Origin of the sequence: Ralstonia flaminis (assembly GCF_958415495.1) — a bacterium.
GTDB classification, from domain to species: Bacteria; Pseudomonadota; Gammaproteobacteria; order Burkholderiales; family Burkholderiaceae; genus Ralstonia; species Ralstonia flaminis.
In genome coordinates, this window is sequence record NZ_CATZLL010000004.1 from 189,082 (window position 1) to 202,167 (window position 13,086).

13 protein-coding genes are annotated in these 13,086 nt (G+C 64.1%); all 13 read right to left on the minus strand.

Going from position 1 to position 13,086, the window contains the following annotated elements; translation table 11 throughout:
* Positions 1 to 11 precede the first annotated feature (11 nt).
* The 13 genes from R2N11_RS07755 to R2N11_RS07815 all read right to left on the minus strand — a co-directional run bounded on the left by R2N11_RS07755 (position 12) and on the right by R2N11_RS07815 (position 13,083).
* Positions 12 to 1,721 carry a thiamine pyrophosphate-binding protein gene (locus tag R2N11_RS07755; RefSeq protein WP_316680721.1) on the minus strand — a complete coding sequence of 570 codons (1,710 nt, stop codon included), beginning with the start codon at positions 1,719 to 1,721 and terminating at the stop codon, positions 12 to 14.
* 84 nt (positions 1,722 to 1,805) lie between these two features.
* Positions 1,806 to 3,092 (minus strand): hypothetical protein, encoded by a 1,287-nt coding sequence (locus R2N11_RS07760; protein WP_316680722.1) that lies wholly within the window; start codon positions 3,090 to 3,092, stop codon positions 1,806 to 1,808.
* A 206-nt stretch (positions 3,093 to 3,298) separates the two neighbouring features.
* The gene (locus tag R2N11_RS07765) at positions 3,299 to 4,123 is read right to left on the minus strand and encodes a LytR/AlgR family response regulator transcription factor (protein ID WP_199027586.1); all 825 of its coding nucleotides are present in this window, start codon (positions 4,121 to 4,123) and stop codon (positions 3,299 to 3,301) included.
* Positions 4,124 to 4,126: 3 nt separating this feature from the next.
* Positions 4,127 to 5,380 (minus strand): sensor histidine kinase, encoded by a 1,254-nt coding sequence (locus R2N11_RS07770; RefSeq protein ID WP_316680723.1) that lies wholly within the window; start codon positions 5,378 to 5,380, stop codon positions 4,127 to 4,129.
* Positions 5,380 to 5,697: a 2TM domain-containing protein gene (locus tag R2N11_RS07775; RefSeq protein WP_316680724.1), complete on the minus strand. Its 318-nt coding sequence runs from the start codon at positions 5,695 to 5,697 to the stop codon at positions 5,380 to 5,382. The genes R2N11_RS07770 and R2N11_RS07775 overlap by 1 nt, the downstream gene beginning before the upstream one ends.
* A 128-nt stretch (positions 5,698 to 5,825) precedes the next feature.
* Positions 5,826 to 6,785 carry a CysB family HTH-type transcriptional regulator gene (locus R2N11_RS07780; RefSeq protein WP_199027580.1) on the minus strand — a complete coding sequence of 320 codons (960 nt, stop codon included), beginning with the start codon at positions 6,783 to 6,785 and terminating at the stop codon, positions 5,826 to 5,828.
* Between the two features lie 50 nt (positions 6,786 to 6,835).
* On the minus strand, positions 6,836 to 7,945 hold the full coding sequence (locus R2N11_RS07785; RefSeq protein ID WP_316680725.1) for a sulfate/molybdate ABC transporter ATP-binding protein: 1,110 nt from the start codon (positions 7,943 to 7,945) through the stop codon (positions 6,836 to 6,838).
* Entirely contained in the window at positions 7,942 to 8,934 is a 993-nt protein-coding gene (gene cysW, locus R2N11_RS07790; RefSeq protein WP_316680726.1) for a sulfate ABC transporter permease subunit CysW, read from the minus strand. Before cysW ends, R2N11_RS07785 begins: the two co-directional genes overlap by 4 nt.
* A 1-nt stretch (position 8,935) precedes the next feature.
* The gene (gene cysT, locus R2N11_RS07795) at positions 8,936 to 9,859 is read right to left on the minus strand and encodes a sulfate ABC transporter permease subunit CysT (RefSeq protein WP_316680728.1); all 924 of its coding nucleotides are present in this window, start codon (positions 9,857 to 9,859) and stop codon (positions 8,936 to 8,938) included.
* A 119-nt stretch (positions 9,860 to 9,978) separates the two neighbouring features.
* Positions 9,979 to 10,692, minus strand: a complete 714-nt coding sequence (locus R2N11_RS07800; RefSeq protein ID WP_316680729.1) for an RBBP9/YdeN family alpha/beta hydrolase — start codon at positions 10,690 to 10,692, stop codon at positions 9,979 to 9,981.
* Between the two features lie 43 nt (positions 10,693 to 10,735).
* Complete coding sequence (locus R2N11_RS07805; protein WP_316680730.1) at positions 10,736 to 11,635, minus strand: EAL domain-containing protein; 900 nt, start codon at positions 11,633 to 11,635, stop codon at positions 10,736 to 10,738.
* Between the two features lie 307 nt (positions 11,636 to 11,942).
* Positions 11,943 to 12,158: a TOBE domain-containing protein gene (locus tag R2N11_RS07810; RefSeq protein ID WP_104654962.1), complete on the minus strand. Its 216-nt coding sequence runs from the start codon at positions 12,156 to 12,158 to the stop codon at positions 11,943 to 11,945.
* Between the two features lie 70 nt (positions 12,159 to 12,228).
* The gene (locus tag R2N11_RS07815; protein ID WP_316680731.1) at positions 12,229 to 13,083 is read right to left on the minus strand and encodes an ATP-binding cassette domain-containing protein; all 855 of its coding nucleotides are present in this window, start codon (positions 13,081 to 13,083) and stop codon (positions 12,229 to 12,231) included.
* Between the last annotated feature and the right edge of the window lie 3 nt (positions 13,084 to 13,086).

A 13,086-nucleotide genomic window follows, 5' to 3' on the forward strand; every position in this document is an offset into this window, starting at 1 on the left:
ATAGAAGGAAATTAGCTGCGTGACTGTGCTCGCAGCGAATCGATGGTCGCACGCGGGCTGATGATGTTCGGATCGGTCTGCACCTCGATGATCGAGGCAACGGGGGCAACCAACGCAGCCTCAATGACCGACTGGAAGCCCTCGAGCGAGCGTACCGTATGCCCCTCGGCGCCGTAGGCGCGGGCCAGTGCCGCAAAGTCGGGGTTGCGCAGTTCGGTGCCGCTCACGTGCTCAGGGTACTCGCGCTCCTGATGCATGCGAATGGTGCCGTACATGTTGTTGTTGACCACGATGAAGATGACCGGCGCGTTGTATTGCATGGCGGTGGCCAGTTCCTGGCCGTTCATCAGAAAGCAGCCATCGCCCGCCATGCAAATGACGGGGGTGTCGGGGCAGAGGATCTTGGCGGCCACAGCAGCCGGTGCGCCGTAGCCCATGGCCCCACTGGTCGGTGCCAGTTGCGTGCGCGAGCCCGAGGCCAGCGCGCCATACTGATAGAAGCGATGCAGCCACGTGGCGTAGTTGCCAGCACCGTTGGTCAGAATGCTGTTGTGCGGCAGGCGCTCACGCAGCCATTGCATTGCGCGGGCCATGTCGATGCCTTGCCCGGTGAACGGCGGCGGCACGATGTTGACAAGGTAGTCGGCATGGGCGGCTTCGGTCCAGGCGGACCAGCGTGGCGTGGCGTCTGGCGAGATGCCTTCCAGCGCTTCAGCCATCGCGGGCATCGACGCATGGATCATCAGGTGTGCCTGATAAACGCGCCCCAGTTCTTCCGCGCCCGCATGTACGTGGATGAGCGTCTGCTTCGGGCGCGGCACGTCGAACAGCGTGTAGCCGGAGGTTGTCATCTCACCCAGGCGCGGGCCGATGGCGAGCACCACATCAGCCTCTTTCACGCGTGCAGCGAGCTTCGGGTTGATGGCGATACCGACATCGCCCGCGTAATTCGGGTGGCGGTTGTCAAACAGATCCTGTCGACGAAACACGCAGCCGGCGGGCAGATTCCAGCGCTCGGCAAACGCCTGCATGCGGGCGGCGGCCTGCGGTGTCCAGTCAGAGCCGCCCAGCAGCAACAGCGGGCGCTCTGCGTTCTGTAGCAGCCCCTTCAGTTGCGCGAGGTCATGCGGGCCGGGCCAGGCCATGGCGCGCGCTTTCGTCGCCACATCGGGCGGCACGTCGGCCACGGTGGCGACTTCGGTCAGCATGTCTTCGGGCAACGCCAGCACCACGGGGCCGGGCCGGCCTGCGGTGGCGGTTTGGAATGCGCGCGCGATGTATTCGGGGATGCGCTCCACGCTGTCGATCTGCGCAACCCACTTGGCCATCTGGCCGAACATGCGGCGGTAGTCGATTTCCTGAAATGCTTCGCGGTCGACAAAATCGCGGCCGACCTGGCCGATGAACAGAATCATCGGCGTGGAATCCTGAAACGCGGTGTGCACGCCGATGCTGGCGTTGGTGGCGCCGGGGCCCCGCGTACAGAAGACGATGCCGGGGCGACCGGTCAATTTGCCGTAGGCGTCGGCCATGTTGGCGGCGCCGCCTTCCTGCCGGCAGATGATGAAGCGCGCGCGGTCGCGGCGCTGATAGAAGCCCTCGAGCACCGACAGGTAGCTCTCACCGGGCACGCCAAAGGCGATGTCGACACCGTGGCCGACCAACGCATCGACGAGAATCTGCCCACCGTGACGGGGTTGGCCTACAACTGCTGTTTCCATGGCAGGTAGTCTCGCGCTTGATTCATTGACGACACAACGGATCATAGCGGAAGGCGATGCGAGCGCACCGCCCGATGCGCCAGCCTAGCGTGTTGCCGATGGAACAGCTGCGGGCGCCGGCTGGAGCCGAACTTTCTCCTCTGCACTGGCAGGAGCGGCCTCCGTGCGACTACCAACGCTTGCTGTCGTCGATCTCCTCCCGCTGCTACCGCTTTGATTTTCGGTCACCTGCTGGCTAGCAACAGGAACATCCGTGCTCTCCAACAGCATGTAGCGATAGGCAAACGTCACAGGCTCTTTGAACCGCGTATCGAGCGCCAACTGGGAGTCACTCGCGTATGAGATCGATGCCGTTGCACCTGGAAAATCCGGTGCGACCTGTTGGTCGATCGTAAATGCCTGCCGCAGTGCGTTGACCAACTCCGTCGTCGACTCCGACAGAGACTTGCCGTTCTGCACCAGAATCGGCCCCTGCGCCGCCGGGGCGCTGGCAGCAGGTGCACTGGCTCCGGCCGGGGCGCTGGCAGTTTTTACGGCCAACGCGGCTCCGTCACCACCCGTACCGCCGTTCTCAGTCGGCAAATCCACGCCAAACAACTTGCCGAGCGTCTTGGTCACAAGAGCACGGCGAGAATCCGTTGGCAACATCAGCGCCGCTTTCGCGCCGGCCTCAGTCCCTGCGGAAAACTCCATATCGACGCGAATGGCATACGCAGCAATCACCTCGCTGATCACGACCAGCGACGCCGATTTCGACTGACAGCCCTTGGCCAGTTCACGGGCGACGGCGACATTGTCTTGACTGTTGGCATTGCCGCTCTTGACCAATGCACGCAGGTCGTTTTGCGGCAACCCGTAGGAAATCGCCGCCGGCACAGACATGGAGACCGACTTCAACGACTGCGATGCAATGCCGAGGCTCGCCAGAAACGCACCACCTGGGACGGTCGCGCCAAACTGACCACCGGCCACCCGCACAGAACCCATGTCGGGCAAGGCCACCGCCATCTGCCGCACGTCGGCTTGTAGTACCGCGGGCGTGCTCGCCGCCAGGGCATGTGCTGCAGGCGTGCTGGCTGCCGCGGGCGTGCTGGCAGGTGCGGCCGCTTGGACACCCGATGCCGGATCAATCGGCCGTTGTGGCAACGTCACTGATTTTTTGTAGTTCTTATGCAGCGTCTCGCGAATATCCAGCCGGGCAATGAGCGTAGGCAACGCGTCTTTGGTCAACGCGTTGTTGACAGTGCCATCCAACGGGTTGTTGCAGATCGCATAGACATCGCCAACCTGAAAATCCTGCCGCGCTGGCCAAACCGCGATGTAGTTGTATTGCCGAACGGTCTTGACCCACTCCTCAGGCAACGTGGTCATGTCGTTACAGGCGCAAAGCAATGCGCCCCCAAGCACAGCTATGCGTCCCCAGCGCCTTCCGATTGCCATATCCCCCCCAATGCGGCACGTTGATCGCACCTGCGTTGACGAGCATTTAGACAATGGCACGCGAGGGCGTCAATCCCCACACCGGACGTAACTCTTTCGAGGCAAATCGAAAGCTGTGTGTCGGGCAACCGAAAGCACTACATCTGCCTGAACAGATGCGCGTACTGCCGCGCCACCGGCAGCGTCTCCGCCCGCCCGCGTATCTTCAGGCCCAATCGGCCGAGTGACAGGTGCACGGCGCTTGACACATGCGCCACGTTGACCACCGTGCCACGGTGCACCTGCCAGAAGTGCTCCGGATCGAGCTGGGCCAGCAACTCACGCAGGCTCATGCGGATGAGCGATTCACCGCTGCTGGCGACCACGTTGACGTACTTGTCGGTCGCTTCCAGATACAGTACATCATCCACTGGGATGAAGCGCACCTCTTGCCCGACCAGCGCCTTGATGAAGCGCAGATAGCCGCCCTGTGGCGTTACGCGCGTCTGCGCGGCACCTTGCAAGCCAGCAAGACGTTCGACGAGTTCAGCCAGCGTCTGTGCCGGGTCTGCGGCGCCGTTGCTGCTGGGGCGCACAGTCAGTCGATGCTTCAGGCGCTTGACCGTCTCGGCCAGGCGCTCGGTCTGTACGGGCTTGAGCACGTAGTCGACAGCGGCCTGCTCGAAGGCATCCAACGCAAACTGATCGTAGGCGGTGACGAACACCACCAGTGGGCGGTCCTCCCGATCCGACAGCTCACGCGCCACGTCGATGCCGGAGAGCCCCGGCATGCGGATGTCGAGAAAGACAACGTCCGGCCCCTGCCCGGCCTGCGTATCGTCAATCACGTCCAGCACGGATTGCCCGTCGTGCACAGCCGGCAGCAGCGTGGCCTCGGGCCACAGCGCAGCCAGTTCGGCGACCAGGTTATCGGCCAGCGCCGGTTCGTCGTCGGCGATCAGCAGGCGGGGGGAAGACGGCATCGATCAGGTTCCGGCGGGTGCGCGCGAAGACAGCGCTGGGTTGGCGGCGGGGCGTGAGGACTGGGAAAAACGGCAGCGCCATTCAGGTGCATTGGCCTGGACGGGCGTGCCGGCTGTTTCGCGTGCAAGCGGCAACTCAACGATGATCGTCACGCCATGCGGCACGGTTTCAGTAATCGTCAGCCGCGCGTCACCATCAAACAGGCGCGCCAGCCGTTCACGCACATGCGTGAGGCCCAGCCCCGAGCCCTTGCCGCCATCGTTGCCGAAGCCGACGCCGGTATCGCGCACTTGCAGCACGAGATGCTCGCCATCGCGTCGGGCTGAGAGCGCAATCTCCCCGCCTTCGCGTGCCGGTTCAATGCCGTGCACGACGGCGTTCTCCACCAGCGGCTGGATCAACATGGGCGGGATGACGATGTTTGCGATGGCATCGTCCAGCGTCAGCGAAAACCGAAGGCGGTTGCCGAAACGCAGCGCCTGAATGTCGAGATACGCGCGGAGTAGCGCGAACTCCTGCGCCAGCGTGCATTGCTCGGCGCGGGCATGTGACAGCGACGTACGCAAGAAGCCAATCAGGTGCTGCAGCAAGCGCCGCGCGCCAACCGGATCCCGTGCGATCAGCACATCCACATGGGCGAGCACGTTGAACAGGAAATGCGGCTCGATCTGTGCCTGCAGCGCCATGAGCTGCGCACGCACGACCTGCTTCTCGGCCTCTTCACGGTCCAGCGCATCGAGCGCGGCCTGACGCTCCAGCGCGACCAACTTGCCGCGCGACCAGTAGTAGTAGGTTGCCCCCAGCGCGGCCAGCATCGTGATGATGAAGCTCATGCGCAGACTATCGGCACGCCACGGCATGGGGATCGGCGCATTCATGCAGAGAATCATGCGTGCCACCCATTGCCCGAACGGCACGCCAATCACCACCGCGCCGACCACAATCCACGGAAAGAACTTCTTGCTGGGCGGCCCATCGCCCCAAAACACGTGGCGCGGAATGCCAATCAATGTGAACACCGCCAGACCGATCGACTGGCTGAAAACAAAGTCCTGCCAGAACGTCTCTTCCGGGCGGATGCCGAACGCCAGCACCGTCGCGATCAACGTATTGATGACGATGATGACGGCGTAACGAATCAGCCAGCGCCGCACAAAGCGCAGGCAGTCGACAAGCGAAGGAAGCGACACATTGGCGAGCATGCGGGCGATCTTACCGGAGGGTTCTCCGGCGTTGAAGCTTGGGGTTTCCCGCATCACTGGCGGCCGGATTGCGATTGTCCGGCCTGCGGCTTCAAGCGGGCGAGCTCCTGATCGACCATGCGCTGGTAGCCATTGCCCATGCTCCAGGCCAGGCTCAGGCCGTGCGCGGCCAGCCCCACTCCCCAGCCCAGCAGCGGCCAGACGAACCAGAACTGCCCGCGTGAGAGCGCAATCGCCGCCAGCACGGCGTTCACCGCCAGGAACGACAGCAGGTGGATGCGGAACCCCATGCGTGCGCCGGCGCGGTGGCGGGCGCGGCGCAGCAGGGCATCGTCAGATTCAGGGGAGGCGTTGTAGGGGACGGCGGACATGGCGGTCTCTGGTGGAACCGAAGATGTCCGCAGTATAGGAATGACGCCTCGGCAGGCGCCATTGGCGTGTGACGAATGGCGGAATTGGAGGGGTGAACGGCTGCCACCCCGCGCCGCTGGTGTGGCGCCTACGCCGCCAGCGCCTCCCGCACGCCCTGCGTAACCACCGTAGAAGCCACTGCTTCCGCCACCGTCTCGCGCGACAAGTGCGGGGCGAACATGCCGATGAAGTCGTGCGCATAGCCGCGCAGGTACGCACCACGCCGCACCGCCACACGCGTGGTGTTCGGCTCGAACAGATGGTCGGCGCCAATGCAGACGAGGTTGTCGTCCTTGCGGCCGTCATACGCCATCGACGCGATGATGCCCACGCCCACATCCAGCGCGACGTAGGTCTTGATCACGTCCGCATCCATGGCCGTCAGCACGATCTCGGGGTGCAGGCCGGCGCCGGCAAATGCAGCATCGATGTTGCGGCGGCCCGTAAAGCCGGCGTCGTAGGTGATGAGCGGATACTGCGCCACATCTTCGAGCGTGGGCAGCGGATTCTTGGTCAGCGGATGGTCCGGGCTGACCACTAGCACGTGGCGCCAGCGGTAGGCCTCGAACGAGGTCAGCCCCGGTTCATTGGCCACAGCCTCGGTAGCGATGCCGATGTCGGCCTGCCCTGTCAGCAGCAGTTCGACGATGTGCGAAGGCGATGCCTCCTGCAGTGCCAGCGTGACGTGCGGGTATTCCTTGCGGAACGACTGCACGACCTTCGGCAACGCATAGCGCGCCTGCGTGTGCGTGGTCGCCACGGTCAGGCGGCCGGACTGGCGGCCGGAGAACTCCTCACCGGCTTGGCGCAGGTTTTCGGCTTCGAGCAGCAGGCGCTCGACAATGCGGACGATCTCGCGGCCCGGCTCGGTCAGGCCGGTCAGGCGCTTGCCGTAGCGCTCGAAAATCTCCACGCCAAGCTCGTCCTCCAGCTCGCGGATCTGCCGCGACACGCCCGGCTGCGACGTATAGAGCGCGTTGGCGACTTCGGTCAGGTTGAACTGGCGGCGCACCGCCTCGCGGATGGAACGCAGTTGCTGAAAGTTCATGCTCGTGTCCTCTCGAATGGTTGTCGTCGGAGCGGCGGATTGGTGAGGGGTTAAGCGGCGGCTTGCACGGTTGACTGTGCGCCGCCCTGTGCAAACACGCGAATGGCACGCGGGCGCACCACCAGCGTTTCGCCTTCGCGGAAGCGCTCGGCGCGGAAGCGTTCGATGGGCAGGGAGACTTCGATGATGTCGTCGGTATCCGAGCGCTCCAGCTCCAGCTGGGCGACGGCACCCAGCGTGAGCGCGCGGCGCAGCGTCACGGGGATGCCCTCGGCGCCAGGCGCGTAGCGCTCGAGGTCAATCTCGTGCGGGCGGACAAACGCCACCGCTTGATCGGCACGCGACGAATCCACGCCACCCGACGTCACCGTGATGGACGAATCGCCTACGTGCAGCACGCTGCCGCCCTCGCCTTCTTCCAGGCGGCCGTGGAACAGGTTCACGTTGCCGAGGAAGCCGTAGACGAACGGCGTGGCCGGCGTGTTGTAGACGGCATCGGGGCTGCCGACCTGCTCCACCTGGCCGCGGTTCATCAGCACCACGTTGTCGGCCACTTCCAGCGCCTCTTCCTGATCATGCGTGACGAACAGGCTGGTGACATGCAGATCGTCGTGCAGGCGGCGCAGCCAGCGGCGCAGCTCCTTGCGCACCTTGGCATCGAGCGCGCCGAACGGCTCGTCGAGCAACAGCACGCGCGGCTCCACAGCCAGTGCACGTGCCAACGCGATGCGCTGACGCTGCCCGCCCGACAGTTGCGGCGGGTAGCGATCGGCCAGCCAGTCCAGTTGCACCAGCTCCAGCAGCTCTTTCACCTTCGCACGGATTTGCGCCTCGCCGGGCCGCTGCGAACGCGGTTTCACGCGCAGGCCGAAGGCCACGTTCTCGAACACCGTCATGTGCTTGAACAGCGCGTAGTGCTGGAACACGAAGCCCACCTGACGCTCGCGCACATGCTGATCCGATGCATCTTCACCGTTCAGATGGATGCTGCCCGAATCCGCATGCTCCAGCCCCGCGATGATGCGCAGCAGCGTGGTCTTGCCGCAGCCCGACGGCCCCAGCAGCGCGGTCAGCTCGCCTTGCTTGAAATCGAGCGAGACATCGTTGAGGGCGATGAAATTGCCAAAGCGCTTGGTGATGTGTTGAACCTGGATGCTCATGCTGCGCTCCCTTCGAGCGGAGATTGCACGGAGACGTGCGGGTGCGGAATCTGCGAAATGGATGTCTGTTGTTGTGCGGCGCGATGCCCCGGGCCTTCGCCCACGCCGGCATCTGCGTCGGCCAGTTCGCGGCGGCTGCGCCATTCGACCAGTGTCTTGAGGCCGAGCGTCACCAGTGCCAGCAGCGTCAGCAGCGAGGCCACGGCAAACGCCGCCGCGAAGTTGTATTCGTTGTAGAGGATCTCGACGTGCAACGGCATCGTGTTGGTCAGCCCGCGAATGTGGCCCGACACCACCGACACCGCGCCAAACTCGCCCATCGCCCGTGCATTGCAGAGGATCACGCCGTACAACAGACCCCACTTGATGTTAGGCAGCGTCACACGAAAGAACGTCTGCCAGCCCGACGCACCCAGCACGATGGCGGCCTCTTCTTCTTCGCTGCCCTGCGCCTGCATGAGCGGAATCAACTCACGCGCCACAAACGGGAAAGTGACGAACACGGTGGCCAGCACGATGCCCGGTACGGCAAAGATGACCTTGAAGTCGTGGTCAGACAGGTACGGCCCGAACCAGCCTTGCGCGCCGAACAGCAGCACATAGATCAGACCAGCGATGACGGGCGATACCGAGAACGGCAGGTCGATCAGCGTGAGCAGTACGTTCTTGCCACGGAACTCGAACTTGGCAATGGCCCATGCCGCCGCCACGCCAAACACGACGTTGAGCGGCACGGCAATCGCCGCGACCGTCAGCGTCAGATAAATCGCCGACAGCGCATCGGGTTCGATCAGCGCGTCGAGATAGACGTCCACACCTTTCTTGAACGCCTCGTAGAACACGCTCGCCAGCGGCACGAACAGGAACAGCGCAAGAAACACGAACGACACGATGATCAGCGTCGCACGCACCCAGGCGGATTCCGCCGTGGCACCACGCCGTGCGGCAGCCGGTGCCGGGCCTTGTTGACGGGAAACAGTACCGGCCATGTCAGGCTCCTGCCGCGCTGGTGGCGCCTGCAATGTTCTGGGTTTCGGGGGCACGCTCGATGGTGTCACTGCGATTGCCACGGCGGCGCGTCCAGGCTTGCAGCAGGTTGATCACCAGCAGCAGCGTGAACGAGATGCCGAGCATGACGACGGCGATGGCCGTGGCGCCCGCATAGTCAAACTGTTCGAGCTTGGAATAGATCATCAGCGGCGTGATCTCGGAGATCATCGGCATGTTGCCGGCGATGAAGATGACCGAGCCGTATTCCCCCGTGGCGCGGGCAAAAGACAGCGCAAAACCGGTCAGCAGCGCGGGCAGCAAGGTCGGCAGGATCACCCGCGTGAAAGTCTGCCAGCGCGTGGCGCCCAGGCTGGCGGCAGCCTCTTCCAACTCGGTCTCCAGATCTTCGAGCACCGGCTGCACCGTGCGCACCACAAACGGCAGCCCGATGAACGTGAGCGCCACCACGATGCCCAGCGGCGTGAATGCCACCTTCAGCCCCAGCGGCTCCAGGCGCGAGCCGATCCAGCCGTTCGGCGCATACAGCGCGGTGAGCGCGATGCCCGCCACCGCAGTCGGCAGCGCAAACGGCAGGTCGACCAGGGCATCAATCACCTGCTTGCCCGGAAAGCGATAGCGCACCAGCACCCAGGCGACGATCAGCCCGAATACGAGGTTGACCACCGCTGCAATCAACGACGCACCAAACGTCAGCTTGTACGACGCCACCACACGCGGCGCGGTGACGGTGGTCCAGAACGCATCCCACGTCATGGTGAACGTCTTGAGGACGGTCGCCGACAGCGGGATCAGGACGATCAGCGCGAGGTACAGCAGCGAAAAGCCCAGCGCCAGCCCGAAACCGGGGAGCACGTTGGCGGGCTTACGCCGCTTTGAGAGGGACAACGCAGAAGACAGGCTCATCAGCGCAACCGATAAAAATGGCCGCAGAGCAAAAACACTGCGGCCGATATGCAGATGAACCTATTGTGGCGAACTGTTCTTATGACGAAAACGAATATTTGCGCATGTACATCATCGTTTTAGATATAAGGAGTGCTCGGTAAGACATCCCACTGGGCTTGCCAGTCTGCACCGTCGTGGGTGGTGTCTTGTGCACATGCCCGGCCGATCAGACGATCGAGCAATGCAAGGCCAGCCTCCCATTCACCCAGGTTGGAATCAGCATTGATGTGGCCGGCCGCCCCGGCATCGACCAACTCGACGCCCCAGCGCGAGCCCCAGTCGACCGCGTAGCAATGCGGCATCCACGGGTCGTTGCGGCTGGCAACGAGCACGGCGGGAAACGGCAAGGTGCGCTGCGGCAACAGATCGCGCACACCAAATTTGTCCGGATCCGCCGGCGCAACGAGCAGGATGCCGGCGACCGAATCGCGCGCCTCACGTGCCTCGTGCGCCTGGGTGGCCCAATGAATCGACGCCAGGCAGCCGAAGCTATGCGCCACAAGAATCACCCGGCGCTTCTGGCGAGATGTCGCACGCTCGGCCAACGTAGCGCGCACCGTTTCACCCACGCGCGCAGACCAGCGCGGCAGCTCGGGGGTCGACCAATCCGTCTGTTCGACGCGGCGCCATTCTGGAAAGCGCGCCTCCCAGCGTGTCTGCCAGTGTCCGGGGCCGCTGCCATGCAGACCGGGCACCGTGACGATTGCCACGTCGGCCGGCCAGTGCCAATCGTGTGTCGCGCGTTGGTCCCGCGAAGGTTCAGGTGAAGTTGCCAATGCACTGCGTGCCATGAATGCATCCTCGGGGCCGCTTTCCGGGTGACCGGCAAGGCGGCTATTCAATGAGAGAAAAACCGGCGCATTGCTGCTGCAGCAACGGTGCCTGCGCCATCGGGGCACGCGTCGGTGACACCACCAAAGGTTCGGATACCGCTGCAGGTTCCGGCTCAGACTCGGCGCCGGGCAACACGCTGCCCTGCACGTGGGTGATACCGGCAGCACGCGCCAGTTCCAGGTCGCTGGGGCGCTCGCAGCGGCGCAAGGTCAGCGTGACACCCAGCTCGCGCGCCGAATCGGCCAGCGACACCACGTGCCGCGTCACCCAATTGCGCCGCGCATCGAGCTTCAGGTACGCGGGCTTGGCATGCACGAGCAACGCGCCGGCTTCCGCCGGGTCCGAAGCCTGCACGGCCACGGCAAAGCCATTGCGTCGGTAGTTGTCCACCACGAACAGCAGCAGGCCCAGATCGTCATTGGCTGTGGACGGCACCTGGATGACGAACTGCTCCGGCGACAGCCCCAGCGCCGTCACTGCACGATGGAACGCCTTGCCATGGTCCGCTGCCACCGCTGCCAGCAGGCGGCCGTGCACGTTGACGACCAGCCGCCGCGCATCGGTGCGGGCAAAGTAGTTGAGCGTATGCACCAGTCGGCACAGGCGATCGAGTTCCACCAGCGTGCTGTCATCCGACGCCAGCGAGAACAGCTTCCAGGGGTTCAGGCCCAGATCGCCGCCGCGTGTCCACGTGCGCATGAGCGCTTCGTGGCCGGCGAGCGCCAGCGTGCCGTCAGCGGCAAGCTGCCAGACCGGTTCAAACAGGCTGGTGAGCGAGCTGTGGAAGAACTGGCCCTGCACGCGGCCGCTGGCGTCGCGCCACAACTGGCGGTCCGGCGTCGGCGCGCTCGGCAGGGTACCGAGAAATTGTGCGAGTGCGGTGGTGTGCATGAGACTCATGGGATGGGGCTCCTTGTGTGGGTCGCCGTCTCCTCCCCCAAGAGCCTGTTCGGCCCTTAAACGGGAGTGCGAAGCTATCCAAAAAGTCGCAGGGCAAGGCGTGGCGAGCGCGGTGTGGCCTGCCACATAAGCGAGCCACAACGCGGCCATGCGGCTTTTTGGATAGCTTCCCGGAGGGTTCGTCTCAAAAAGGCCCGCGTGGGGCGTTGCGGCCCTTGCCCTTAGAAGACTAAGGGCGGCGGCCCGCGCCTACCACGCAAACCTTTTTGAGACGAACGCATCTCCCGTTTAAGGGCCGAACAGGCTCTTACAGCTTGGCGATCGACACTTCTGTCGCCTTCACTAGGGCAACCACTTCACTGCCGATCTTGAGGCCGAGACTGTCGACCGAGCGCGTGGTGATGACCGAAGTGACGATGCCGGCCGGGGTCTCCACGTCGATCTCCGAGAGCACGTCGCCCCGGATGATCTCCTTGATCTGCCCGCGAAACTGGTTGCGTACGTTAATCGCTTGGATAGTCATGATGTTCCTTCTTAGATGACAACGGCACTACGTGCCAATGAATGTTTTCAGGAGAACCGGTTTCGCTTGCTTACACCGCCCAGCGCACCGCTGTGGCCGATACATCAAAGGGTGATGCCCACGCCGTGTGCGAACGCACATCGGTCACTTCATTCGGGTCGATCTTGCGCTGCATCACACGGTTGAGAATGGCCTCTTCCAGCCGTGCAAATGCGGGCGAACCCCGGTGGCGCGGGCGCGGCAGATCGATGCGTTCGTCCAGCGCGATGCGGCCGTCTTCGATCAGCACCACGCGGTCGGCCAGTGCCACCGCCTCGGCCACGTCGTGCGTGACCAATACCGCGGTAAAGCCCAGGCGCTGCCACAGGCCCTCGATCAGGTTCTGCATGTCGATGCGGGTGAGCGCATCGAGCGCGCCCAGCGGCTCGTCGAGCAGCAGCAGGCGTGGGCGGTGCACCAGTGCGCGGGCCAGGGCCACACGCTGGCGTTGCCCACCCGACAGTCGCGCCGGCCACTCGCCAGCACGCTCGGCCAGGCCTACCTGCGCGAGCACCTCGGCAGCCTGTGCACGTTGCGCTTTCGGCAGGCCCAGTGCCACGTTGTCGAGCACCTTCTTCCATGGCAGCAGGCGTGCATCCTGAAACATCACACGCGCATCGTCGTGCAAGCCGCCTTCCGTTTCGCCGTCGCGGCGCAGGTGGCCGTCATCAATGCCTTCCAGCCCGGCAATCAGCCGCAGCAGCGTGCTCTTGCCGCAGCCGCTGCGCCCAACGATGACGACAAACTCGCCCGGCGTGATCTCCAGATCGATGCCGTGCAGCACTTCACGATCGCCGTAGCGTTTGACGACCTGTTCGATATGTAGCGCAGTGCCGTGGTGCTCTACGCGTTCCAGCTCTGCCTGTTCGGTCGCGTTGCTTTGCATGGG

Coding starts and splice junctions, on each gene's coding strand:
- cysT (WP_316680728.1), bottom strand. CDS start 9,859: ATGAGCCTGTCTTCTGCGTTGTCCCTCTCAAAGCGGCGTAAGCCCGCC.
- R2N11_RS07800 (WP_316680729.1), bottom strand. CDS start 10,692: ATGGCACGCAGTGCATTGGCAACTTCACCTGAACCTTCGCGGGACCAA.
- R2N11_RS07780 (WP_199027580.1), bottom strand. CDS start 6,785: ATGAACTTTCAGCAACTGCGTTCCATCCGCGAGGCGGTGCGCCGCCAG.
- R2N11_RS07775 (WP_316680724.1), bottom strand. CDS start 5,697: ATGTCCGCCGTCCCCTACAACGCCTCCCCTGAATCTGACGATGCCCTG.
- R2N11_RS07815 (WP_316680731.1), bottom strand. CDS start 13,083: ATGCAAAGCAACGCGACCGAACAGGCAGAGCTGGAACGCGTAGAGCAC.
- R2N11_RS07765 (WP_199027586.1), bottom strand. CDS start 4,123: ATGCCGTCTTCCCCCCGCCTGCTGATCGCCGACGACGAACCGGCGCTG.
- R2N11_RS07805 (WP_316680730.1), bottom strand. CDS start 11,635: ATGAGTCTCATGCACACCACCGCACTCGCACAATTTCTCGGTACCCTG.
- R2N11_RS07785 (WP_316680725.1), bottom strand. CDS start 7,945: ATGAGCATCCAGGTTCAACACATCACCAAGCGCTTTGGCAATTTCATC.
- cysW (WP_316680726.1), bottom strand. CDS start 8,934: ATGGCCGGTACTGTTTCCCGTCAACAAGGCCCGGCACCGGCTGCCGCA.
- R2N11_RS07760 (WP_316680722.1), bottom strand. CDS start 3,092: ATGACCACGTTGCCTGAGGAGTGGGTCAAGACCGTTCGGCAATACAAC.
- R2N11_RS07770 (WP_316680723.1), bottom strand. CDS start 5,380: ATGCGGGAAACCCCAAGCTTCAACGCCGGAGAACCCTCCGGTAAGATC.
- R2N11_RS07810 (WP_104654962.1), bottom strand. CDS start 12,158: ATGACTATCCAAGCGATTAACGTACGCAACCAGTTTCGCGGGCAGATC.
- R2N11_RS07755 (WP_316680721.1), bottom strand. CDS start 1,721: ATGGAAACAGCAGTTGTAGGCCAACCCCGTCACGGTGGGCAGATTCTC.